This window comes from Streptococcus bouchesdurhonensis (assembly GCF_948472335.1).
Genome location: NZ_CAOKTW010000006.1, coordinates 1 through 22,847, shown reverse-complemented (window position 1 = coordinate 22,847; position 22,847 = coordinate 1). Strand labels below are relative to the sequence as shown.

The 22,847-nt window shown below is 42.3% G+C and carries 20 protein-coding genes, 8 tRNA genes, 1 rRNA gene and 5 pseudogenes; 31 read left to right on the top strand and 3 right to left on the bottom strand.

What is annotated here, in order from left to right; genetic code table 11:
• Positions 1 to 8: 8 nt before the first annotated feature.
• The 17 genes and pseudogenes from rrf to QMQ21_RS10555 all read left to right on the top strand — a co-directional run bounded on the left by rrf (position 9) and on the right by QMQ21_RS10555 (position 7,084).
• Positions 9 to 124 (top strand): 5S ribosomal RNA (gene rrf / locus QMQ21_RS10635).
• A gap of 4 nt (positions 125 to 128) precedes the next feature.
• Positions 129 to 201, top strand: a tRNA-Val gene (locus QMQ21_RS10630).
• Between the two features lie 2 nt (positions 202 to 203).
• Positions 204 to 276, top strand: a tRNA-Asp gene (locus QMQ21_RS10625).
• Positions 277 to 300: 24 nt separating this feature from the next.
• Positions 301 to 373, top strand: a tRNA-Lys gene (locus tag QMQ21_RS10620).
• 5 nt (positions 374 to 378) lie between these two features.
• Positions 379 to 460 (top strand) — tRNA-Leu (locus tag QMQ21_RS10615).
• Between the two features lie 21 nt (positions 461 to 481).
• A tRNA-Thr gene (locus QMQ21_RS10610) sits at positions 482 to 550 on the top strand.
• 22 nt (positions 551 to 572) lie between these two features.
• A tRNA-Gly gene (locus QMQ21_RS10605) sits at positions 573 to 644 on the top strand.
• Between the two features lie 104 nt (positions 645 to 748).
• Positions 749 to 822, top strand: a tRNA-Arg gene (locus tag QMQ21_RS10600).
• A gap of 15 nt (positions 823 to 837) precedes the next feature.
• A tRNA-Pro gene (locus tag QMQ21_RS10595) sits at positions 838 to 911 on the top strand.
• Between the two features lie 466 nt (positions 912 to 1,377).
• The gene (locus tag QMQ21_RS10590) at positions 1,378 to 1,584 is read left to right on the top strand and encodes a hypothetical protein (RefSeq protein WP_023937647.1); all 207 of its coding nucleotides are present in this window, start codon (positions 1,378 to 1,380) and stop codon (positions 1,582 to 1,584) included.
• On the top strand, positions 1,581 to 1,745 hold the full coding sequence (locus QMQ21_RS10585) for a hypothetical protein (RefSeq protein WP_000709172.1): 165 nt from the start codon (positions 1,581 to 1,583) through the stop codon (positions 1,743 to 1,745). Before QMQ21_RS10590 ends, QMQ21_RS10585 begins: the two co-directional genes overlap by 4 nt.
• A gap of 16 nt (positions 1,746 to 1,761) precedes the next feature.
• Complete coding sequence (locus QMQ21_RS10580) at positions 1,762 to 2,646, top strand: ABC transporter ATP-binding protein (RefSeq protein ID WP_023937645.1); 885 nt, start codon at positions 1,762 to 1,764, stop codon at positions 2,644 to 2,646.
• 1 nt (position 2,647) lies between these two features.
• The gene (locus QMQ21_RS10575; RefSeq protein ID WP_023937643.1) at positions 2,648 to 3,385 is read left to right on the top strand and encodes an ABC transporter permease; all 738 of its coding nucleotides are present in this window, start codon (positions 2,648 to 2,650) and stop codon (positions 3,383 to 3,385) included.
• Positions 3,385 to 4,481: pseudogene (locus tag QMQ21_RS10570) on the top strand (sensor histidine kinase). The gene QMQ21_RS10575 and the pseudogene QMQ21_RS10570 overlap by 1 nt, the downstream one beginning before the upstream one ends.
• Positions 4,482 to 5,081 (top strand): response regulator transcription factor, encoded by a 600-nt coding sequence (locus tag QMQ21_RS10565; RefSeq protein ID WP_054393243.1) that lies wholly within the window; start codon positions 4,482 to 4,484, stop codon positions 5,079 to 5,081. It abuts the pseudogene before it with no gap.
• A 311-nt stretch (positions 5,082 to 5,392) separates the two neighbouring features.
• The gene (gene ccpA / locus QMQ21_RS10560; protein ID WP_000990604.1) at positions 5,393 to 6,403 is read left to right on the top strand and encodes a catabolite control protein A; all 1,011 of its coding nucleotides are present in this window, start codon (positions 5,393 to 5,395) and stop codon (positions 6,401 to 6,403) included.
• Positions 6,404 to 6,574: 171 nt separating this feature from the next.
• Positions 6,575 to 7,084 (top strand): hypothetical protein, encoded by a 510-nt coding sequence (locus QMQ21_RS10555; protein WP_261814412.1) that lies wholly within the window; start codon positions 6,575 to 6,577, stop codon positions 7,082 to 7,084.
• Between the two features lie 28 nt (positions 7,085 to 7,112).
• Here QMQ21_RS10555 and QMQ21_RS10550 read toward each other — a convergent pair.
• Positions 7,113 to 8,077: pseudogene (locus QMQ21_RS10550) on the bottom strand (asparaginase).
• A gap of 65 nt (positions 8,078 to 8,142) precedes the next feature.
• Here QMQ21_RS10550 and QMQ21_RS10545 point away from each other — a divergent pair.
• Positions 8,143 to 9,534, top strand: coding sequence for a Cof-type HAD-IIB family hydrolase (locus tag QMQ21_RS10545; RefSeq protein WP_166735940.1), 1,392 nt, complete (start codon positions 8,143 to 8,145; stop codon positions 9,532 to 9,534).
• A gap of 189 nt (positions 9,535 to 9,723) precedes the next feature.
• On the opposite strand, the gene QMQ21_RS10540 is transcribed toward QMQ21_RS10545, so the two are convergent.
• Positions 9,724 to 10,176, bottom strand: coding sequence for a universal stress protein (locus tag QMQ21_RS10540; protein ID WP_000194272.1), 453 nt, complete (start codon positions 10,174 to 10,176; stop codon positions 9,724 to 9,726).
• 171 nt (positions 10,177 to 10,347) lie between these two features.
• Between QMQ21_RS10540 and QMQ21_RS10535 the strand changes: the two genes are divergently transcribed.
• The 13 genes and pseudogenes from QMQ21_RS10535 (at position 10,348) to QMQ21_RS10475 (ending at position 22,105) form a co-directional block, all read left to right on the top strand.
• Positions 10,348 to 10,647 (top strand): hypothetical protein, encoded by a 300-nt coding sequence (locus QMQ21_RS10535; protein ID WP_138699480.1) that lies wholly within the window; start codon positions 10,348 to 10,350, stop codon positions 10,645 to 10,647.
• Between the two features lie 20 nt (positions 10,648 to 10,667).
• Positions 10,668 to 11,225, top strand: a complete 558-nt coding sequence (locus QMQ21_RS10530; RefSeq protein WP_001203814.1) for a phospholipase A2 family protein — start codon at positions 10,668 to 10,670, stop codon at positions 11,223 to 11,225.
• A 143-nt stretch (positions 11,226 to 11,368) separates the two neighbouring features.
• Positions 11,369 to 12,582, top strand: a pseudogene (locus QMQ21_RS10525) (pyridoxal phosphate-dependent aminotransferase).
• Between the two features lie 144 nt (positions 12,583 to 12,726).
• Positions 12,727 to 12,861, top strand: a complete 135-nt coding sequence (gene rpmH, locus QMQ21_RS10520; protein ID WP_000831907.1) for a 50S ribosomal protein L34 — start codon at positions 12,727 to 12,729, stop codon at positions 12,859 to 12,861.
• Between the two features lie 664 nt (positions 12,862 to 13,525).
• Positions 13,526 to 15,187: a YSIRK-type signal peptide-containing protein gene (locus QMQ21_RS10515; RefSeq protein ID WP_261814410.1), complete on the top strand. Its 1,662-nt coding sequence runs from the start codon at positions 13,526 to 13,528 to the stop codon at positions 15,185 to 15,187.
• Positions 15,188 to 15,345: 158 nt separating this feature from the next.
• A complete protein-coding gene (locus QMQ21_RS10510; RefSeq protein WP_261814409.1) occupies positions 15,346 to 17,184 on the top strand; it encodes a hypothetical protein in 1,839 nt (612 codons plus the stop codon).
• A 53-nt stretch (positions 17,185 to 17,237) separates the two neighbouring features.
• Positions 17,238 to 17,912, top strand: coding sequence for a hypothetical protein (locus QMQ21_RS10505; protein ID WP_261814408.1), 675 nt, complete (start codon positions 17,238 to 17,240; stop codon positions 17,910 to 17,912).
• Positions 17,876 to 18,454 (top strand): hypothetical protein, encoded by a 579-nt coding sequence (locus tag QMQ21_RS10500; protein WP_261814407.1) that lies wholly within the window; start codon positions 17,876 to 17,878, stop codon positions 18,452 to 18,454. The genes QMQ21_RS10505 and QMQ21_RS10500 overlap by 37 nt, the downstream gene beginning before the upstream one ends.
• Before the next feature lie 40 nt (positions 18,455 to 18,494).
• Positions 18,495 to 19,010, top strand: coding sequence for a hypothetical protein (locus QMQ21_RS10495; RefSeq protein ID WP_261814481.1), 516 nt, complete (start codon positions 18,495 to 18,497; stop codon positions 19,008 to 19,010).
• Between the two features lie 23 nt (positions 19,011 to 19,033).
• Positions 19,034 to 19,162, top strand: a pseudogene (locus QMQ21_RS10490) (hypothetical protein); the annotation flags it as partial.
• A 44-nt stretch (positions 19,163 to 19,206) separates the two neighbouring features.
• Complete coding sequence (locus QMQ21_RS10485) at positions 19,207 to 19,563, top strand: hypothetical protein (protein WP_345774410.1); 357 nt, start codon at positions 19,207 to 19,209, stop codon at positions 19,561 to 19,563.
• Complete coding sequence (locus QMQ21_RS10480) at positions 19,527 to 19,700, top strand: hypothetical protein (protein ID WP_261814406.1); 174 nt, start codon at positions 19,527 to 19,529, stop codon at positions 19,698 to 19,700. Before QMQ21_RS10485 ends, QMQ21_RS10480 begins: the two co-directional genes overlap by 37 nt.
• Before the next feature lie 95 nt (positions 19,701 to 19,795).
• Positions 19,796 to 22,105: an LPXTG cell wall anchor domain-containing protein gene (locus QMQ21_RS10475; protein ID WP_425604005.1), complete on the top strand. Its 2,310-nt coding sequence runs from the start codon at positions 19,796 to 19,798 to the stop codon at positions 22,103 to 22,105.
• 282 nt (positions 22,106 to 22,387) lie between these two features.
• Here the strand turns inward: QMQ21_RS10475 and QMQ21_RS10470 are convergent.
• Positions 22,388 to 22,834: pseudogene (locus QMQ21_RS10470) on the bottom strand (IS66 family transposase).
• Positions 22,835 to 22,847 lie beyond the last annotated feature (13 nt).

Sequence of the window (22,847 nt, the reverse complement as noted above, 5' to 3'; positions counted from 1 at the left end):
ACTCAGAGTTAAGTGACGATAGCCTAGGAGATACACCTGTACCCATGCCGAACACAGAAGTTAAGCCCTAGAACGCCGGAAGTAGTTGGGGGTTGCCCCCTGTGAGATAGGGAAGTCGCTTAGCTCTAGGGAGTTTAGCTCAGCTGGGAGAGCATCTGCCTTACAAGCAGAGGGTCAGCGGTTCGATCCCGTTAACTCCCAAAGGTCCCGTAGTGTAGCGGTTATCACGTCGCCCTGTCACGGCGAAGATCGCGGGTTCGATTCCCGTCGGGACCGTTTAAGGTAACGCAAGTTATTTTAGACTCGTTAGCTCAGTTGGTAGAGCAATTGACTTTTAATCAATGGGTCACTGGTTCGAGCCCAGTACGGGTCATATATGCGGGTTTGGCGGAATTGGCAGACGCACCAGATTTAGGATCTGGCGCTTAACGGCGTGGGGGTTCAAGTCCCTTAACCCGCATTGAGATATAATAGATGGTAAGCTTAGCTCAGTTGGTAGAGCATCTGATTTGTAATCAGAGGGTCGCGTGTTCAAGTCATGTAGTAAGCATTTTTAGATAGAAGAAAATAGTGCGAACGTAGTTCAGTGGTAGAACACCACCTTGCCAAGGTGGGGGTCGCGGGTTCGAATCCCGTCGTTCGCTTAGAGAGGTAAGGGTGGCGGAACTGGCAGACGCACAGGACTTAAAATCCTGCGATTGGTAACGATCGTACCGGTTCGATTCCGGTCTTCGGCATAAACTAATGAGCACCCTTAGCTCAACTGGATAGAGTACCTGACTACGAATCAGGCGGTTAGAGGTTCGACTCCTCTAGGGTGCATTTTTCTATTTAACTCGGGAAGTAGCTCAGCTTGGTAGAGTACTTGGTTTGGGACCAAGGTGTCGCAGGTTCGAATCCTGTCTTCCCGATACATTACAGAGATATGTGAGTGTGTGTTTTTATAACTAGATATTATATACATTAAGAGAGAATCATTTTGGTTCTCTCTTTTTTGATTTTCAGCAATTCATTTTGGCAGCGTATACTTTTTGTCTCCAGTCTTTTCAATAAATACCGTAGTTTAGGTATCCATTGAAATTTAACAGATTTTATAACTCTTATAAATTTTAGGGTTTTGTTCAACGTATAATATATATGTTTGCCTGATAAAAATTTCTACTTTTTTTGATTTTAAATAAGTATTAGTTTACATTATGGTGTGAATTGGGTTTGATATCTCTTTTGAGGAAGTTGCCTTAGATTTTTCTAATTGTGTTTTATTGTATAGTGTATCTTGCTTGTTTTGAACATAATTTTTTATGACATTTGTCATATTTTCTAGTGACAGAAGCTTCTATCTCCTCTGATTTCAAAAGACTATAATTGTAGTACCAAATGGAGGAAGAAGAGATAAGAAATAAAATGATTATCGCTGTAAGTTTAGTAGCAGCAGGAGTTATGACCTATCTCATGTTTTCGGGATTGGATGAAGATTTCTATCATTTTCCTTGGGAGGTCTTTGCTGGCTTTGGAATGATGTCCTGGCTTATCCGAGAAGGTTTGAAATTAGTCGGAGATGTGAAAAAGGAGTTTGAGGAATGAAAAAAGCGATTATCTATCTCTTTATTGGTCTGTCACTCTTGGTATGGTTGGTAGAAATGTTTACAGGTTGGTTTGATCAAGACTTCCTTTACCAATTCATCCGTGGTGCTTGGGGTTTTGGATTTATGATTTTCGTCGTTTTCCCTATGGGAATGGAGTGATTGAAAGGAGAATATTATGAACATGATTAAGGTACAAGGCTTACATAAAAACATCAAGGGTAAGGCTATTTTGAAGGATATTTCCTTTGAGATAGCTGAAGGTGAATGTGTTGCCATGATTGGGCCAAACGGAGCAGGAAAGACCACACTCTTGGACTGTTTGCTCGGAGATAAATTGGTCTCCAGCGGTCAAGTATCTATTAAAGGTTTACCAGTAACGAGTTCTCAGTTAGACTATACAAGATCCTACCTCCCTCAAGAGAATGTAATCGTTCAGAAACTAAAGGTAAAAGAGTTGATTGCTTTCTTTCAAAAAATTTATCCAAATTCCTTGAGCAATCAGGAAATCGATCAACTATTGCAGTTTAATCAGCAACAAAAAGAGCAATTTGCAGAAAAATTGTCAGGTGGGCAAAAGCGTCTCTTTTCTTTCGTCTTGACCTTGATTGGGCGACCAAAGCTTGTCTTTTTAGATGAGCCAACTGCTGCCATGGATACCTCTACCCGTCAACGTTTTTGGGAAATTGTTCGGGACCTAAAAGCGCAAGGAGTCACCATTCTCTATTCCTCCCATTATATCGAAGAGGTAGAACATACAGCTGACCGGATTTTGGTTTTAAATAAGGGAGAGTTGATTCGTGATACGACGCCTCTAGCTATGCGTAGCGAGGAAATAGAAAAGCATTTTATCCTTCCTCTAGCTTACAAGGAAGTCATTGAGCAGTCTAACTTGGTTGAAAACTGGTCACAAAAACAAGATGCTTTGCAAGTAGTTACACGTGAAGCGGATGCTTTTTGGCAACTGTTAGTGCAAGCAGGATGTAGGATTCAAGAAATTGAAGTCAATAATCGTAGCTTGTTGGATACAATCTTTGAAGAAACACAAAAGGGAGATGACTAAGATGAAACGATGGATCGCACTAAACAAGATAGAATTTCTATTGACCAAACGGCAATCAGTCTATTATTTATTATCAGTAGGGATGCCGACAGCCTTCTATTTATTCTTTTCTGGCATCTACCAGGACACACCAGGTGGACCCGCGAATTTTATGCGCGACTACCTCATCTCCATGACGGCTTTTTCCATGATGTCGACCGCTATGTTTTCATTCCCAGCTGTTTTACATACCGATAAGATCAACAACTGGCAGAAAACATTGCGTCATAGCCCTGTAAATATGGTAGAATATTATCTATCAAAGATAACAAGTATGCTGGTTGATTATTTGGTCTCAATTCTGGTTGTTTTCTCAGTTGGGCATTTTGTAAGAGGTGTGGATATGCCTTTAGCAAGCTGGGTTGGAGCTGCGATTTTGCTGATTTTGGGAAGTATTGCTTTTGTAGCACTTGGCTTGACCTTGACGCTCTTACCAACTAGTCAGCTGATGTCTGTCGTGGGCAATCTTCTTTATCTAGGATTGGCTGTTTTAGGCGGACTCTGGATGCCCATCTCTTTATTTCCAGACTGGATGCAAGCAGTCGGTAAGTGTCTCCCGACCTATCAATTGATGGAGTTGCTCAAGACCTTCTTAAACGAGGGTGGCATCAATCTATCAGCCACAGTTTATTTACTTGTTTTTTCAGCAGTTTTATTTGGTTTGACTATTTACCTTCAAGGTCATAAGGAGAATGCTTAATGCTTGAAAGACTGAAAAGCATACACTATATGTTTTGGGCCAGTTTGATTTTTATGCTTTTTCCCATCCTACCTGTAGTGATTGGGGAGCTTCCTGCTTGGCATTTATTGGTTGATATTCTATTTGTAGTGACGTATTTGGGTGTTTTAATAACTAAGAACCAGCGCCTATCTTGGCTTTTCTGGGGATCATGCTGGTCTATGTAGCTGGGAATACCGCCTTTGTTGCTGGGAATTATATCTGGTTTTTCTTTTTCCTTTCCAATCTCTTAATTTATCATTTTGGCGTACGTAGTTTAAAGTCTTTACATGTATGGACATTTCTCCTTGCTCAAGTCCTTGTTGTGGGGCGACTTTTGATTTTTCAGAGAATCGAAGTTGAGTTTCTAGTCTATATGCTTGTAATTCTTACTTTTGTCGATTTGATGACTTTGGGCTCGGTTCGGATTCGCCTTATCGAGGATTTGAAAGAAGCTCAGGCTAAGCAGAATGCCCAGATAAATCTTTTGCTTGCTGAAAATGAACGCAGTCGTATCGGTCAGGATTTGCATGATAGTCTGGGACACACCTTTGCTATGCTGAGTGTCAAGACAGATCTGGCCCTGCAGTTATTTCAGATGGAGGCTTATCCACAGGTGGAAAAGGAATTAAAAGAAATTCACCAGATAAGCAAGGATTCCATGAATGAAGTGCGAACCATTGTGGAAAATCTGAAATCACGGACCTTAGCATCAGAACTTGAAACTGTCAAAAAGATGTTAGAGATTGCTGGAATTGAGGTGGAAACGGCTAATCAACTAGATACCGCTAGCCTTACTCAGGAATTGGAGTCAACGGCTTCCATGATTTTGCTTGAGTTGGTGACCAATATCATCAAACATGCTAAAGCGTCTAAAGTCTACTTAAAATTAGAACGGACAGAGAAGGAACTCATTCTAACAGTGAGAGATGATGGCTGTGGCTTTGCTTCTATAAAGGGGGATGACCTCCATACAGTTCGAGATCGTGTTCTTCCAATTTCGGGAGAAGTAAAGGTAATTAGTTGGAAACAACCGACAGAAGTTCAGGTTCGACTAGCTTATAAGGAGAGAAACTAGATGAAAGTATTAGTCGCAGAAGATCAAAGTATGTTGCGAGATGCCATGTGCCAGTTGCTCACGCTTCAACCGGATGTAGAGTCTATCTTTCAAGCCAAGAATGGGCAAGAAGCAATCCAACTATTAGAAAAGGAGTCTGTGGATATCGCCATCCTTGACGTAGAAATGCCTGTTAAGACAGGTCTTGAAGTCTTGGAGTGGATACGAGCAGAAAATCTAGAAACAAAGGTGGTTGTGGTGACGACCTTCAAGCGTCCTGGGTATTTTGAACGTGCGGTCAAGGCTGGAGTAGATGCTTATGTATTAAAAGAAAGAAACATTGCAGACCTCATGAAAACCTTGCACACCGTCCTCGAAGGACGCAAGGAGTATTCGCCTGAATTGATGGAAGTGGTGATGACGCATCCCAATCCATTAACAGAACAAGAAATCGCAGTTTTAAAGGGAATTGCTCAGGGCTTCTCTAACCAAGAAATTGCAGACAAACTTTATCTATCCAACGGAACAGTCCGAAACTATGTCACTAATATTCTTTCGAAACTAGATGCAGGTAATCGAACAGAGGCAGCTAATATCGCGAAAGAATCTGGTTGGTTGTGATACTATCATAACGCGAAAACCATTATGTGTTAAAATTATTCAATCAAACAATTTGTAACTTGAGGGGGCTTAGTTTCCTCCTTTTTGTGGCTCTAAGGTGGTAGCAAGGAGCTAAACCTAGGCTTTCTATGAAATTTTTTCAATCAATCCTCAAAAAACACTTGAAAGTGTTTACAATTAGTGATAGAATGGAATAAGTAAAAATATGAAAACGAAATTTTCACATCTTCACTTTTGTAAGTAGATATAGAGCTTTAATCGGTGCCTCTACTTGTAAAAGAATGTGTGGGATAGAAAGGACAGGAAAAGGAATGAATGCAGATGATACAGTAACCATTTATGATGTCGCTCGTGAAGCAGGTGTTTCCATGGCGACGGTCAGCCGTGTGGTTAATGGCAATAAAAATGTAAAAGAGAATACCCGTAAAAAAGTGTTAGAGGTAATTGATCGTTTGGATTATCGTCCAAATGCAGTTGCGCGTGGTCTTGCAAGTAAAAAGACAACCACTGTCGGTGTCGTGATTCCAAATATTACCAATGGTTATTTTTCGAGTTTGGCTAAGGGGATTGATGATATTGCAGAAATGTACAAGTACAATATTGTCCTAGCTAATAGCGATGAAGATAACGAGAAAGAAGTTTCTGTTGTCAATACCCTCTTTTCAAAGCAGGTAGATGGCATTATCTTTATGGGTTATCACTTGACAGATAAAATTCGCTCAGAATTTTCGCGTTCACGTACTCCGATTGTTCTCGCAGGAACTGTGGATGTAGAGCATCAGCTTCCAAGTGTCAATATTGACTACAAACAAGCTACGATTGATGCAGTGACCTACCTCGCTAAAGAAAATGAGCGCATTGCTTTTGTCAGTGGTCCACTAGTGGATGACATCAATGGTAAGGTTCGTTTGGTTGGTTACAAGGAAGCTTTGAAAAAAGCAGATATTCCTTATAGCGAAGGCTTGGTATTTGAATCTAAATACACTTATGAAGATGGCTATGCCTTGGCAGAGCGCTTGATTTCATCAAATGCAACTGCAGCAATTGTAACAGGTGATGAGTTGGCGGCAGGTGTCTTGAACGGTTTGGCTGATAAGGGTGTTTCTGTACCAGAAGAATTTGAGATCATTGCCAGTGATGATTCGCAAGTCTCTCGCTTTACCCGTCCAAACTTGACAACTATTGCCCAACCTCTTTATGACCTTGGTGCCATTAGTATGCGTATGTTGACTAAGATTATGCACAAGGAAGTGTTGGAAGAACGTGAAGTTCTATTATCTCATGGATTAACAGAACGACGTTCAACACGAAAACGGAAATAGAAAAAATCAGGGAATCGAGAAGATTTCCTGATTTTGTGCTCTTAAACAAGAGATGTTGACTTAATAAATACCATAGAGCGGACTAGGCGGCTGGTTAAAGGCTGCGCAACACACTGCTTTGAGCTTGTAGATGAAACTGATGAAGTCAGCTCAAGTCCCTGTTTTGAGCTTGTGGATGAAACTGACGAAGTCAGCTCAAGTCCCTGCTTTGAGCTTGTGGATAGAACTAACGAAGTCAGCTCAAGCCCCTGCTTTGAGCTTGTGGATAGAACTAACGAAGTCAGCTCAAGTCCCTGTTTTGAGCTTGTGGATGAAACTGACGAAGTCAGCTCAAGTTCCTGCTTTGAGCTTGTGGATGAAACTGACGAAGTCAGCTCAAGTCCCTGCTTTGAGCTTGTGGATAGAATTGACGAAGTCAGCTCAAGTCCCTGCTTTGAGCTTGTGGATGAAACTGACGAAGTCAGCTCAAGTCCCTGCTTTGAGCTTGTGGATGAAACTGACGAAGTCAGCTCAAGTCGCTGCTTTGAGCTTGTGGATGAAACTGACGAAGTCAGCTCAAGTCGCTGCTTTGGGCTTGTGGATGAAACTGACGAAGTCAGCTCAAGTCCCTGCTTTGAGCTTGTGGATAGAACTGACGAAGTCAGCTCAAGTCCTTGCTTTGAGCTTGTAGATGGAAGCTGACGTGGTTTGAAGAGATTTTTCAAGAGTCTTAGCCTTCCATATAGTCTTTCAAATCTTGCCCTGTTAGTCCTAAGCATTGAGGGCAATGAGGAGTTTCAAGCGGGCTTTTTGGGCGTTGAGTTCTTTAATAAAGAAGACACCAGATTTTTGTAATTGCACGCCCCCACCCTGGTAGGCATAAACAGGCTCAGCGATACCGTTAAAGCATCGTGAAACCAGGGCGACTGGGATTCCTTTTTGCAGAAGGTTTTCTAATTTTTGAGCCGTTTCTTTGGGAATATTACCAGCTCCGAAGGCTTGGATAATCAAACCGTCCAATTGTTCCAAATCCAGCATATCAATCAGCTCATCTGTCATACCAGCATAAGCCGAGATGATAGGCACCAAGCCTTGTATGTAATCAAGATCAAAGCGAACACGAGGTTCAGCTGTTTTAAAGTAGAGGATTTCCTGTTTCATGATGAGACCGAGGGGACCATGTGTTGGGGTCTGGAAGGTGCTGACATTAGTCGTATGTGTTTTGGTGACATACTTGGCAGCGTGGATTTCATCGTTCATAACGACCAAAACTCCTTTGTCAGCAGCCCTGTCATCGCTGGCCACTCGCAAAGCACTCAGATAGTTATAAACACCATCACTACCGAGCTCATTGGAGCTGCGCATGGCTCCTGTTAGAACGATGGGCATGTGGGGAATTTTCATGGTATCGAGGAAATAGGCTGTTTCCTCTAAAGTATCGGTTCCGTGTGTGATCACCACCCCATCGTAGTTATCTGCTTCCTCTTTGATTTTTTGGTAGAGAGCCAGCATATGTTTGGGTTTGATATGGGGGCTTGGCAGGTTAAAAAAGTCCAAGGCATGAACTTGGATTCCTTCAAGTGGGTTGGACACATGATTCATAGGATTATCTGAACTCGTCACAACAGCGCCAGAAGCATCGGCCTGCATGGAAATAGTCCCACCTGTATGTAAAACAAGGATTTTCTTAGGCATGATTTACTTACTCTTTCTGAAATGTGGTATAATCATTGTATCACAAAAGGGGAGATTGGGATAGGATGGAAGTCAAAGCTGTTTTTTTTGATATCGATGGAACACTAGTCAACAATCGCAAGAGTGTTTTGAAATCCACTAGGGACGCGATTAAGATTGTTAAAGAACAAGGGGTGCTTGTCGGTGTAGCGACAGGGCGAGGACCTTTTTTTGTTAAGGAATTGATGGACGATTTGGACCTGGATTTTGCGGTAACCTATAATGGCCAGTACATCTTTACTAAAGACAGAGTCTTGTTCACGAGCCCTATTTCCAAGTTGCACTTGCGCCATCTAATTAGCTATGCTAAAAAAGAGGGTAAGGAGATTGCCCTAGGGACCAAGGATGCCATGTTGGGTTCCAAAATCATGTCTTTTGGTTTGGGTTCTTTTTCCCAACGAATCAGTCGCTTCGTTCCCTCTGTTTTAACCCGAACAGTGAGTCAGTCTTTTAATCGCATGGTCAGCAAGGTTGTTCCTCAAAAGGAAGAAGACCTGCTTCACCTGATGAATCAGCCTATCTACCAAGTTTTGATGCTGATGACGCCAGAAGAATCTGAGAAGGCGGCAGCTGATTTTGAAGACTTGAAATTGACACGTAGCAATCCTTTTGCTGCGGATGTCATCAATCAAGGAAACTCTAAATTGGAAGGCATTCGACTAGTCGGGAAAGAATATGGCTTTGACCTCAATCAAGTCATGGCCTTTGGTGACTCAGATAACGATCTAGAAATGCTGGCAGGTGTTGGGATGTCGGTTGCTATGGGAAATGGTAGTAGCAGTGTCAAGGAAGTTGCCAAGCACATTACCACCAGCAATCAGCAAGACGGAATCCACAAGGCCTTGGAACATTTTGGTGTTTTGGCTTCAGAAAAAGTCTTTGTCAGCCGTGACTATCATTTCAATAAGGTCAAGACCTTCCACCACATGATGGATGAACGAACCCAAGAAGAACCTCGAGCTTGGGATTTAGAAGGTGCAACCCATAGGGCTGGCTTTAAAATAGAAGAATTGGTGGAGTTTGTTCGAGCAGCCAGTCCTTCTGAAGAGGACTTTGGTCAAGCTCTATCGCAACTTCATCAGACTCTTGATAAGGCGGCAGATAAAGTAGCCAAGAAGACGCCTGCCCAGCAAGATTTGATAGGGCAAGTGGATGCCTTGATTGACACGCTTTACTTTACCTACGGTAGTTTTGTCTTGATGGGGGTGGACCCAGAACGTATTTTTGACATTGTCCATCAGGCTAATATGGGGAAAATTTTTCCAGATGGCAAGGCTCATTTTGATCCAGTGACCCACAAAATCTTAAAACCAGATGATTGGGAAGAAAAATATGCTCCAGAACCTGCTATTAAAAAGGAACTGCAGCGCCAGCTCAAGGCTTATGAGCGTCATAAAGAGAGAAATAATACTCAATGAAAATCAAAGAGCAAACTAGGAAGCTAGCCGCAGGTTGCTCAAAACACTGTTTTGAGGTTGTGGATAGAACTGACGAAGTCAGCTAAACATGTTTTTGAGGTTGCAGATGGAAGTTGACGTGGTTTGAAGAGATTTTCGAAGAGTATAAATAGTAAACAAAAAGGAGCGCTGAGCTCCTTTTCTTTGTGATTATAAGGTTTTTTCTTGTTCTCTCACAACCAGCAAATCGACCTTAGCATGGCGGAGGATGTATTCAGATGAAGAGCCGACTAAGAGGCGTTCAAAGGCGTTGAGACCGGTTGCGCCAAGGAGGATGAGGTCCACTTCCTCAGCATCGGGAATAGTACGTGCCAGTAGGGTCTTTGGATTTCCCATTTCAATGACGATATGAACATCGGCCACACCAGCATCTTTAGCACGTTTTTCGTACTCTTTCATCAGACTTTCAGCGTCGACTTGGAGTTGTTCGTAAACTTCAGCATCAAAGGTGGATACGCTTTGGAGAGCGCGTGTGTCAATGACATGGGCGATGGTGAGTTTAGCGTCGTTTCGTAGAGCAGAATGAACTCCCTTGACAAAAGCCAAGTCTGCTTCCTTAGAACCATCGATTGCGACCATGATATTTTGGTAACGTTGTGTCATAATGAAACCTCCTGAAATTTTCTTACTACAATTGTAAACCTTTTCACTATAGAAGTAAAGCAAAAAAAGTATTTTTCAAAAAATGTTAGCGCTTGACATATGTATGTATATATGTTAAAATATATAAAAAAGAGTGAGAGTGAAGATAGAATAGATTGGAGAGGAGTGGTTATGAAAAACTCTTTTCAAGAATCAAAAAAAATAAATTTCCTTTATTATGGAATCATCTTAGTTTCAGTCTTGGTAGAAGTGATCATGATCTGGCAATTAGAGAAGTTGATTCCGCTTCTCTATCCAGGTTTTATTGGCTTTTTAGTCTTTCATGTACTCTACCATTTGGTATTATTCCTAGTCGCTAAAAGAAGTGGGCGTTGGGGTTACTTGATGATATGGGGGCTTTTCCTCATGTTTAATCTTCTCTATGACTCCTTTTTAGGCTTGCTTTTTCTAGGTTTATCTTTTGGTATGTAGAAATTAGTTGAGGTGTTGATATGAGATGTTCTAAATATATAATTACAATGATGTTTGTATTGTTTACTTTTGGAATGGTTATTCCTGTTGTAGCTCAGGAAAATTCCAATAATATAGATCAATCAATTACTATTTTGAAAAAATACACTGAATTAGATGAATCGAATATTCCTTTTATTCGGACGGATATTATGGAAGAACAGAATGAAAATAAAGAAACAATAACTCTTGCAGAAATGGTGAATGAACTCGCTATAAGTTATAAAAATCAGAAGCTATCTCATAATAAAGTAATAAAAAGAATAAGAAGAGGTTTGATTCCTACTTATGGTAATTGGTGTGGTCCAGGTCATACAATGGATGATAGAAATGGGAATGCAATTGATATTTTAGACTGGGCATGTAAAGATCACGATATTTGTTATAGAGATAATGGATATTGGAATATTGATTGTGATAAACGATTTATCAAACAGTTAAAAGCTATTCTTGATAGTGACGTATTATCTCCAGATGGGAGATTATATGCATCTGCAGCCTATACCTTATTTTCTACTATGAGAAATTATGGTGGATAGTTATTCTCTTTAAACTCTCCTCTATTTCCTCGCTTTTAGCGAGGTTTTTCTTCTGTAGGATTTTAGTAACAGCTTCCAGTAAACTTGTCGCATTCTCTTTCTAGTGGTATAATGTTACTAGTCTGATGAATGGAGGAAACAAGATGAAAGAATATAACAAGTCTAGTAAGTTAGAGCATGTTGCTTATGATATCCGTGGTCCGGTTTTGGAAGAAGCCATGCGGATGCGAGCAAATGGAGAAAAGATTTTGCGTCTGAACACAGGAAATCCAGCAGAATTTGGCTTTACAGCGCCAGACGAGGTCATCCATGACTTGATTATGAATGCGCGTGATAGTGAAGGATATTCTGATTCCAAAGGGATTTTCTCAGCCCGTAAGGCCATCATGCAGTACTGCCAACTGAAGAAATTCCCAAACGTAGATATTGATGATATTTACCTTGGAAATGGTGTCAGTGAGCTGATTGTCATGTCCATGCAGGGGCTTTTGGACAATGGAGACGAGGTCTTGGTGCCAATGCCAGACTATCCTCTCTGGACGGCGGCTGTCAGCCTAGCTGGAGGAAATGCCGTTCACTATATCTGTGATGAAGCTGCAGAATGGTACCCTGATATTGCGGATATCAAGTCAAAAATCACTTCCAATACCAAGGCAATCGTCCTTATCAATCCAAACAACCCAACTGGAGCCCTTTATCCGAAGGAACTCTTGCTGGAGATTATTGAGATTGCCCGTCAAAACGACTTGATCATCTTTGCGGACGAGATCATGATCGCATGGTCATGGATGGGCATGTGCATACGCCTGTGGCGAGTCTGGCACCGGATCTCTTCTGTGTCAGCATGAATGGTCTGTCAAAATCGCATCGTATCGCTGGTTTCCGTGTGGGTTGGATGGTCCTGTCTGGCCCTAAGACTCATGTTAAGGGCTATATCGAAGGGCTCAATATGCTGTCCAATATGCGCCTTTGCTCTAACGTTTTGGCCCAACAAGTCGTCCAAACCTCCTTGGGTGGTCACCAGTCAGTCGATGAATTACTCCTTCCTGGTGGACGGATTTATGAGCAAAGAAACTTCATCTACCATGCCATTCAGGATATTCCAGGTTTATCTGCCGTTAAACCCAAGGCGGGTCTCTATATCTTCCCCAAAATCGACCGCAATATGTACCGTATCGATGATGATGAGCAGTTTGTCCTTGATTTCTTGAAGCAGGAAAAGGTGCTCTTGGTTCATGGTCGCGGTTTTAACTGGCAGGAACCAGACCACTTCCGTATCGTTTACCTTCCTCGTGTCGAGGAACTAGCCCAAATCCAAGAAAAGATGACTCGTTTCTTAAAACAGTATCGCAGATAGGGCTTACATGAGAAAAAGCTGGAAACAATTGCCTAGAGCTATTGACAAAAGTGACAGAATCAGATAGAATGGTAAAGTATGTTTAGTAACTGATCACTTTATAGTAAGCTAAACGAATACAAAATCTATGAGGAGGTATTCATCGTGAAACGTACTTATCAACCAAGTAAACTTCGTCGTGCGCGCAAACACGGATTCCGTAACCGTATGTCAACTAAAAATGGTCGTCGCGTATTGGCAGCTCGTCGTCGTAAAGGACGCAACGTTTTGGCTGCCTAGTCCAAACCACGGAGAAGGAAAGTCAGTAGGAACTCGAGTCTACTGGCTTTTATTGTGCTTAAAAATAGGGGCAAGAGTAGATGAGTCGGTGTCAAAGATAGAGTAGCTGGAATCTAGGAAAGTAGATAGCGACTGCTAAAACAGTTTTAGAAATTGCTTTGCATTTCCTAATCAATCTGTTGCGTTTTTATTTCCTTTCGCTATAGATCTGTCTGGTAAAGGAAGGGCTCGTCATAAGCTATAGTAGATTGAAACGAGAATAGGACACCTCTACTTCTAAAACATCTCATTTTTAGGAGGGCTGGGTGGCTAACTTCCTTATAGAACTGTTAGTGAGATTCAGCGATGAAAAAAATGATAAAAGTGTCAGGATAAGTGTTGACTAATTTTATCAAAGTGGTATAATGTAGCTGTGATAGCTGTGATAGCTGTGATAGCTGTGATAGCTGTGATAGCTGTGATAGCTGTGATAGCTGTGATAGCTGTGATAGCTGTGATAGCTGTGATATTATAGTTACTTGAGGCTTAAGGGTGACCTAGTATCATCTCCTATCATTTACTCACTAGTAAGAATCACGGTGCTGTTTCTAGCTTCACTCTCTGAAGGAGTGGGAGTTGGGAAACTTATTTTTTATTATATCATTAGTCTTCTTAAGGAGGTAACATGGAAGATAAATCGAATTCACTCAGTAGGGTAAAGCGCCATCAACGCGAAAAAGTCTTGCGCTTCTCTATTCGTAAATATAGCTTTGGTGCAGCTTCTGTTGCGGTTGCGGCTCTTATGTTTATGGGGGCCAATGTCGTGAGTGCAGATAGCCCAAGCCAAAACACGTCGTCATCGACTACTGGTCTAGCTAGCCCGAAAGATGGGGAGCAGTCGTCTGAAGCAGGGCAGGCAAGGGATGAAAATCAAGCCGAAGTAGCCAGTGAGCCTTCAGCAAATAAAGAAGCTCAACCTGCTGAAGAGAAAGCTGCTACAGTTGATAGCAGCCGTTTGAGCAAGCTAGTGGAAGAGGTAAGTGCTCTTCTTTCTACCGACTCGAAGCACGATTCTTCAGTTGTAAGTCCTATTAAGGAGCGACTTCAAAAAGGGAAAGAATTATTAGCCCGTGCTGATGCAGGTCAAGGGGAACTTGACAGTCTTGCTGAGGACTTGGAAAAGGACTTGGCAGTCTTATCAAGTTCTTCTAAAGAAGAAAGTCAGCCGCAGGGAAGTGAATTAGCGGATAAGAGTTCTTCTGCTGAAAGGAGCGACCATAAGGAGGAGGGTTCAGACAGGGCTGCTTCTGCATCTGTGCCAGAAGATAAACCTAAGAGATCTAGAAGATCTAGGAGGGATTTGTCTGCGCGTTCCGCCGCAGATAATACAGATGTAGAAGGTGCTCTTTTGCGTCCTAAAGGATATATATCCGAAGAGAGGTCTGTCGGTGGTACAACAGTTGATAATAAATCACGTACGATTGAAAAGACCTTTATGAGATCTAGATACAGTGTGGAAAACGGGCAAAAGTTCCTTACTTATGATGTGTATTTCCAAAATAATGGACATGCGCTTCCAGGTAAGACTAGACAAGCGTTCTGGTTCTATCCCCCACGTGACCTTTTGTATTCTAATAATCAGTACCCTAAAGGTCCAATTTACGAAGCTTACTATGAACGGTATAAAAAGAATACACCTGGGGAATCGTTACTCTCTCATAATCCTTCTGCTTTCGTTAAAAACGGTGAGACTTACCGTGTTCCTTTAAACAATGGGAAATATGAGGACGACGGTGGTACAAAAGCTTGGAATGTAAGCTATTCTCACTATCAGTTGACGGTAGGTCCGACTAGAGATAATCAACGTCAGGAAATGTTGAAAAACTTAGAGAATAATCCTGAATTGAACTCTATTATTAAACAAGGGAACAACTACCCAGCACTTTCCTATTCACATTTGTTAAGCATTTCGCATGGTGAAGAGTATGCCTACAAGTATCATGTTAAATTACGATTGAGAGATAATGTCACTGAGGAGCAAGCAAGAAATGCTGGATCAATGGCTGTTACGACTAGTTCTGGGATTGCTTTCAATGCGAAAGCGGCATATGTATATGCAGCGGCGGGGACACGCTTGGTCAGCAGAACAGACGCAGAAACCTACCCTATCCAAGGTAGTTCACATACCAAAACGGTGGGAGATAATCTTAAAGATACCAATAATCCTGTAGGTGATGGCTATGTCACTCGAAAAAATGGCGGAGAGTTCCCAGGAGGAATGACTTGGAGCTGGGAAAGTGACGTAAACCAAGTACAGCTCAAGCTGGAGTCTTTACTTATAAAGTAATTGCCAGATATGGGGATGGTTCATCATCAGAAGATGCCAACTCTGGTTCAGACGGAACTGTTAAGCTTACAGTTAAACCTAAAAAACCGACTATTTCAGACTTTGCAAACAAGAAAGGTCTCACTGGACAAAAACTTACAGTGAATGTAGGAGAGGGAGTGCCGGATGGCTCGATAGTGAAACTTTACGATGGAGATAAAGTTATCGGAGAAGGTATAACAAAAGGTAAAACCGCAGTGGTTACTGTCAAAGACGCTTTACCTGGTTCTCCTATTACTGCTGAAACCATTGTTAACAATGGTGGAACAGTGACTTCAGAACGAAGTGAGGCTGTAACACCGACAGAAGCACCAGACACACAAGCTCCAACCTTGACCATCACACCAGCAAGCCAAACGGTAACAGAAGGTCAAGAGGTAACGTTTACAGTTACAGCGACAGATGATCAGTTTGTTGATATTGACTTTAAAGATTTTGCTGATAAATATATATCTCGTTTGTTAAGTGGGAATGTGACACGTACTTTCGAAAAAAATACTGAAAATGAAAAAATAGTGAAGTTTACTATCAAAACTACTAAAGACGATATTGGGAAGAACACAATCCTTTTCAAAGCAAAAGATCGTGCTAATAATGCTGCTCCAGATCAAACTTTTTCATTTGAAGTAACACCAGCAACATCAACAACTGAAACACCAGCGGAAATTGAGATTACACGTAAGCCAAATGGTGATGCAGTAGTGACTCCTAAGAAGGCAGATGGCTCAACTTACCCAGCAGGTAGCAAGGTTCTTATTCCAGGTGAGAACAACACACCAATTGAAGTGACGATTGGAGCTAATGGTTCAGGAGAGGTCGCAAATGACAAACTTCCGCAAGCAGATGTAGTCGGAACAGGAACAGTCACTGAACCGAATAAGAAAGCATCACAACCAGTAGCTGTGACGACACCAGCCCGTAAGACAGCGACTATTGAGTTGTCACAAGATCCTACTACAGGTGATGTGACAGTAACACCTAAGAGACCGGATGGCTCAACTTATCCTAAAGGAACTAAGGTAGAACTTCCAGGTAAGGATGGTCGTCCAATTGAAGTAACGATTGGTGACAATGGTTCAGCTAAGGTTCCAAATGATCAATTACCAGATACTAAAGTGTCAGGTAAGGCTAAGATTAAAGAACCTGGTAAAGCAGCTGTAGAAGTTCCTAAAGTAGATACACCAGCTAAGCTAACAGTCTCTACGGAACAGCCAAGTAAGATTGAGATTACACGTAAGCCAAATGGTGATGCAGTAGTGACTCCTAAGAAGGCAGATGGCTCAACTTACCCAGCAGGTAGCAAGGTTCTTATTCCAGGTGAGAACAACACACCAATTGAAGTGACGATTGGAGCTAATGGTTCAGGAGAGGTCGCAAATGACAAGCTTCCGCAAGCAGATGTAGTCGGAACAGGAACAGTCACTGAACCGAATAAGAAAGCATCTAAACCAGTAGCTGTGACGACACCAGCCCGTAAGACAGCGACTATTGAGTTGTCACAAGATCCTACTACAGGTGATGTGACAGTAACACCGAAGAAATGGGATGGCTCAACTTATCCTAAAGGAACTAAGGTAGAACTTCCAGGTAAGGATGGTCGTCCAATTGAAGTAACGATTGGTGACAATGGTTCAGCTAAGGTTCCAAATGATCAGTTGCCAGATACTAAAGTGTCAGGTAAGGCTAAGATTAAAGAACCTGGTAAAGCAGCTGTGGAAGTTCCTAAAGTAGATACACCAGCTAAGCTAACAGTCTCTACGGAACAGCCAAGTAAGATTGAGATTACACGTAAGCCAAATGGTGATGCAGTAGTGACTCCTAAGAAGGCAGATGGCTCAACTTACCCAGCAGGTAGCAAGGTTCTTATTCCAGGTGAGAACAACACACCAATTGAAGTGACGATTGGAGCTAATGGTTCAGAGAGGTCGCAAATGACAAACTTCCGCAAGCAGATGTAGTCGGAACAGGAACAGTCACTGAACCGAATAAGAAAGCATCACAACCAGTAGCTGTGACGACACCAGCCCGTAAGACAGCGACTATTGAGTTGTCACAAGATCCTACTACAGGTGATGTGACAGTAACACCTAAGAGACCGGATGGCTCAACTTATCCTAAAGGAACTAAGGTAGAACTTCCAGGTAAGGATGGTCGTCCAATTGAAGTAACGATTGGTGACAATGGTTCAGCTAAGGTTCCAAATGATCAATTACCAGATACTAAAGTGTCAGGTAAGGCTAAGATTAAAGAACCTGGTAAAGCAGCTGTAGAAGTTCCTAAAGTAGATACACCAGCTAAGCTAACAGTCTCTACGGAACAGCCAAGTAAGATTGAGATTACACGTAAGCCAAATGGTGATGCAGTAGTGACTCCTAAGAAGGCAGATGGCTCAACTTACCCAGCAGGTAGCAAGGTTCTTATTCCAGGTGAGAACAACACACCAATTGAAGTGACGATTGGAGCTAATGGTTCAGGAGAGGTCGCAAATGACAAACTTCCGCAAGCAGATGTAGTCGGAACAGGAACAGTCACTGAACCGAATAAGAAAGCATCACAACCAGTAGCTGTGACGACACCAGCCCGTAAGACAGCGACTATTGAGTTGTCACAAGATCCTACTACAGGTGATGTGACAGTAACACCTAAGAGATGGATGGCTCAACTTATCCTAAAGGAACTAAGGTAGAACTTCCAGGTAAGGATGGTCGTCCAATTGAAGTAACGATTGGTGACAATGGTTCAGCTAAGGTTCCAAATGATCAATTACCAGATACTAAAGTGTCAGGTAAGGCTAAGATTAAAGAACCTGGTAAAGCAGCTGTAGAAGTTCCTAAAGTAGATACACCAGCTAAGCTAACAGTCTCTACGGAACAGCCAAGTAAGATTGAGATTACACGTAAGCCAAATGGTGATGCAGTAGTGACTCCTAAGAAGGCAGATGGCTCAACTTACCCAGCAGGTAGCAAGGTTCTTATTCCAGGTGAGAACAACACACCAATTGAAGTGACGATTGGAGCTAATGGTTCAGGAGAGGTCGCAAATGACAAACTTCCGCAAGCAGATGTAGTCGGAACAGGAACAGTCACTGAACCGAATAAGAAAGCATCACAACCAGTAGCTGTGACGACACCAGCCCGTAAGACAGCGACTATTGAGTTGTCACAAGATCCTACTACAGGTGATGTGACAGTAACACCTAAGAGAATAGGATGGCTCAACTTATCCTAAAGGAACTAAGGTAGAACTTCCAGGTAAGGATGGTCGTCCAATTGAAGTAACGATTGGTGACAATGGTTCAGCTAAGGTTCCAAATGATCAATTACCAGATACTAAAGTGTCAGGTAAGGCTAAGATTAAAGAACCTGGTAAAGCAGCTGTAGAAGTTCCTAAAGTAGATACACCAGCTAAGCTAACAGTCTCTACGGAACAGCCAAGTAAGATTGAGATTACACGTAAGCCAAATGGTGATGCAGTAGTGACTCCTAAGAAGGCAGATGGCTCAACTTACCCAGCAGGTAGCAAGGTTCTTATTCCAGGTGAGAACAACACACCAATTGAAGTGACGATTGGAGCTAATGGTTCAGGAGAGGTCGCAAATGACAAACTTCCGCAAGCAGATGTAGTCGGAACAGGAACAGTCACTGAACCGAATAAGAAAGCATCACAACCAGTAGCTGTGACGACACCAGCCCGTAAGACAGCGACTATTGAGTTGTCACAAGATCCTACTACAGGTGATGTGACAGTAAGGATGGCTCAACTTATCCTAAAGGAACTAAGGTAGAACTTCCAGGTAAGGATGGTCGTCCAATTGAAGTAACGATTGGTGACAATGGTTCAGCTAAGGTTCCAAATGATCAGTTGCCAGATACTAAAGTGTCAGGTAAGGCTAAGATTAAAGAACCTGGTAAAGCAGCTGTAGAAGTTCCTAAGTAGATACACCAGCTAAGCTAACAGTCTCTACGGAACAGCCAAGTAAGATTGAGATTACACGTAAGCCAAATGGTGATGCAGTAGTGACTCCTAAGAAGGCAGATGGCTCAACTTACCCAGCAGGTAGCAAGGTTCTTATTCCAGGTGAGAACAACACACCAATTGAAGTGACGATTGGAGCTAATGGTTCAGGAGAGGTCGCAAATGACAAACTTCCGCAAGCAGATGTAGTCGGAACAGGAACAGTCACTGAACCGAATAAGAAAGCATCACAACCAGTAGCTGTGACGACACCAGCCCGTAAGACAGCGACTATTGAGTTGTCACAAGATCCTACTACAGGTGATGTGACAGTAACACCTAAGAGATGGATGGCTCAACTTATCCTAAAGGAACTAAGGTAGAACTTCCAGGTAAGGATGGTCGTCCAATTGAAGTAACGATTGGTGACAATGGTTCAGCTAAGGTTCCAAATGATCAATTACCAGATACTAAAGGTCAGGTAAGGCTAAGATTAAAGAACCTGGTAAAGCAGCTGTAGAAGTTCCTAAAGTAGATACACCAGCTAAGCTAACAGTCTCTACGGAACAGCCAAGTAAGATTGAGATTACACGTAAGCCAAATGGTGATGCAGTAGTGACTCCTAAGAAGGCAGATGGCTCAACTTACCCAGCAGGTAGCAAGGTTCTTATTCCAGGTGAGAACAACACACCAATTGAAGTGACGATTGGAGCTAATGGTTCAGGAGAGGTCGCAAATGACAAACTTCCGCAAGCAGATGTAGTCGGAACAGGAACAGTCACTGAACCGAATAAGAAAGCATCACAACCAGTAGCTGTGACGACACCAGCCCGTAAGACAGCGACTATTGAGTTGTCACAAGATCCTACTACAGGTGATGTGACAGTAACACCTAAGAGACCGGATGGCTCAACTTATCCTAAAGGAACTAAGGTAGAACTTCCAGGTAAGGATGGTCGTCCAATTGAAGTAACGATTGGTGACAATGGTTCAGCTAAGGTTCCAAATGATCAATTACCAGATACTAAAGTGTCAGGTAAGGCTAAGATTAAAGAACCTGGTAAAGCAGCTGTAGAAGTTCCTAAAGTAGATACACCAGCTAAGCTAACAGTCTCTACGGAACAGCCAAGTAAGATTGAGATTACACGTAAGCCAAATGGTGATGCAGTAGTGACTCCTAAGAAGGCAGATGGCTCAACTTACCCAGCAGGTAGCAAGGTTCTTATTCCAGGTGAGAACAACACACCAATTGAAGTGACGATTGGAGCTAATGGTTCAGGAGAGGTCGCAAATGACAAGCTTCCGCAAGCAGATGTAGTCGGAACAGGAACAGTCACTGAACCGAATAAGAAAGCATCTAAACCAGTAGCTGTGACGACACCAGCCCGTAAGACAGCGACTATTGAGTTGTCACAAGATCCTACTACAGGTGATGTGACAGTAACACCGAAGAGACCGGATGGCTCAACTTATCCTAAAGGAACTAAGGTAGAACTTCCAGGTAAGGATGGTCGTCCAATTGAAGTAACGATTGGTGACAATGGTTCAGCTAAGGTTCCAAATGATCAGTTGCCAGATACTAAAGTGTCAGGTAAGGCTAAGATTAAAGAACCTGGTAAAGCAGCTGTGGAAGTTCCTAAAGTAGATACACCAGCTAAGCTAACAGTCTCTACGGAACAGCCAAGTAAGATTGAGATTACACGTAAGCCAAATGGTGATGCAGTAGTGACTCCTAAGAAGGCAGATGGCTCAACTTACCCAGCAGGTAGCAAGGTTCTTATTCCAGGTGAGAACAACACACCAATTGAAGTGACGATTGGAGCTAATGGTTCAGGAGAGGTCGCAAATGACAAGCTTCCGCAAGCAGATGTAGTCGGAACAGGAACAGTCACTGAACCGAATAAGAAAGCATCTAAACCAGTAGCTGTGACGACACCAGCCCGTAAGACAGCGACTATTGAGTTGTCACAAGATCCTACTACAGGTGATGTGACAGTAACACCGAAGAGACCGGATGGCTCAACTTATCCTAAAGGAACTAAGGTAGAACTTCCAGGTAAGGATGGTCGTCCAATTGAAGTAACGATTGGTGACAATGGTTCAGCTAAGGTTCCAAATGATCAGTTGCCAGATACTAAAGTGTCAGGTAAGGCTAAGATTAAAGAACCAGGTAAAGCAGCTGTGGAAGTTCCTAATGTAACAACACCAGCTAAGCTAACACCAGCAACACCAGAAACTGAAAAACCAGGTAAGATTGAAATTACTCAACAACCAAATGGAAATGCGATTGTAACACCTAAGAAACCAGATGGAACAACTTACCCATCAGGAACTAAGGTAGAAATCCCAGGTGAAAATGGAACAACAATCACAGTCACAATTGGCGACAATGGTTCAGGTGAAGTGCCAAATGACAAGCTTCCTAAGACAAAAGTTCCAGGTACAGGTAAAGTAACCGAACCGAATAAGAAACCATCACAACCAGTGGATGTAACAACACCAGCTCGTAAGACACCAACAGTAGAGTTGTCACAAGATCCTACTACAGGTGACGTTACAGTAACACCTAAGAAACCAGATGGTTCAACTTATCCAGAAGGAACAATCGTAGAACTTCCAGGTAAGGATGGTCGTCCAATTAAAGTGACGATTGGAGCAGATGGTTCAGCTAAGGTTCCAAATGATCAATTACCAGATACTACGGTTGTAGGTAATGCTAAGATTACAGAACCAGGTAAAGCAGCTGTGGAAGTTCCTAATGTAACAACACCAGCTAAGCTAACAGTCTCTACGGAACAGCCAAGTAAATCACATAATGTATTGCCAAATACAGGAACAGAATCAAATGCGACTCTTGCTTCTCTAGGACTTCTTGGTATGCTAAGTGGACTCGGATTTGCGTTTAGAAAGAAAAAAGAAGACTAAAATAAAAGTTTAGTCAAGCTGATATACATTCTTCTGTATTTTAAAAATGAGCCCTATTAATTCTGCTGATTATTTTAGGAATCGAGTACAAGGGATGTTTAGATGAAAAGCGAACAATTTTAGAATTGTTCGCTTTTTAAATGGCTCTTTGTCAACTGTAGTGTAACGTAAGTAACGTAGTAACCGCCCAATAACGAAGTATATTGAAAAATCTCCAGACTAGAGAACTCACGGATAGTTCCTAATCTGGAGATTTCTTATTTGCACTTTTCTTGTACAACTTTAGTCCATGGTAAACAAGCCTCTAAAACCTCTTTGTTTACGAGTGCCTGCTAGTTTGGGGGTGGATTCAAAAAACTTCCTTCTCACATGCGCCCAACATCCAACAAGTTCAGCTTCTTCCAGTTGACGATAAGCTTCTAGCGGTTCGCAGTTTACCAAGCTTAGCATCGCCTTTCTCCTAAACCTTGGACTGCTATCGCATAGGCAGAACTAGAGGACTAAAGTCCTAAGTTACTGCCGCAACATGTCACAATGCACATAGCCAGAATAATCTCCTAGGAATTCTTGTACTACTGAACCACTTCGACACTGATCATGGTGGTAAAGCCTAATCCCTTGTTTCTCTGATTTTCCTGACAAAAAAGTCCAATAGTAGGTCAGATGGCTATCACTTTCTAAGACCCGATAAGAGGTTTCATCCGCATGAAGAAGAGCTTGTTCTAACAACTTTTCTCGTCAA

What these genes read in the sequence shown, in the direction of transcription:
- QMQ21_RS10590 (WP_023937647.1), top strand. Translation starts at nt 1,378, where the DNA reads ATGGAGGAAGAAGAGATAAGAAATAAAATGATTATCGCTGTAAGTTTA.
- QMQ21_RS10585 (WP_000709172.1), top strand. Translation starts at nt 1,581, where the DNA reads ATGAAAAAAGCGATTATCTATCTCTTTATTGGTCTGTCACTCTTGGTA.
- QMQ21_RS10580 (WP_023937645.1), top strand. Translation starts at nt 1,762, where the DNA reads ATGAACATGATTAAGGTACAAGGCTTACATAAAAACATCAAGGGTAAG.
- QMQ21_RS10575 (WP_023937643.1), top strand. Translation starts at nt 2,648, where the DNA reads ATGAAACGATGGATCGCACTAAACAAGATAGAATTTCTATTGACCAAA.
- QMQ21_RS10565 (WP_054393243.1), top strand. Translation starts at nt 4,482, where the DNA reads ATGAAAGTATTAGTCGCAGAAGATCAAAGTATGTTGCGAGATGCCATG.
- ccpA (WP_000990604.1), top strand. Translation starts at nt 5,393, where the DNA reads ATGAATGCAGATGATACAGTAACCATTTATGATGTCGCTCGTGAAGCA.
- QMQ21_RS10545 (WP_166735940.1), top strand. Translation starts at nt 8,143, where the DNA reads ATGGAAGTCAAAGCTGTTTTTTTTGATATCGATGGAACACTAGTCAAC.
- QMQ21_RS10540 (WP_000194272.1), bottom strand. Translation starts at nt 10,176, where the DNA reads ATGACACAACGTTACCAAAATATCATGGTCGCAATCGATGGTTCTAAG.
- QMQ21_RS10535 (WP_138699480.1), top strand. Translation starts at nt 10,348, where the DNA reads ATGAAAAACTCTTTTCAAGAATCAAAAAAAATAAATTTCCTTTATTAT.
- QMQ21_RS10530 (WP_001203814.1), top strand. Translation starts at nt 10,668, where the DNA reads ATGAGATGTTCTAAATATATAATTACAATGATGTTTGTATTGTTTACT.
- QMQ21_RS10515 (WP_261814410.1), top strand. Translation starts at nt 13,526, where the DNA reads ATGGAAGATAAATCGAATTCACTCAGTAGGGTAAAGCGCCATCAACGC.
- QMQ21_RS10500 (WP_261814407.1), top strand. Translation starts at nt 17,876, where the DNA reads ATGGATGGCTCAACTTATCCTAAAGGAACTAAGGTAGAACTTCCAGGT.
- QMQ21_RS10480 (WP_261814406.1), top strand. Translation starts at nt 19,527, where the DNA reads ATGGATGGCTCAACTTATCCTAAAGGAACTAAGGTAGAACTTCCAGGT.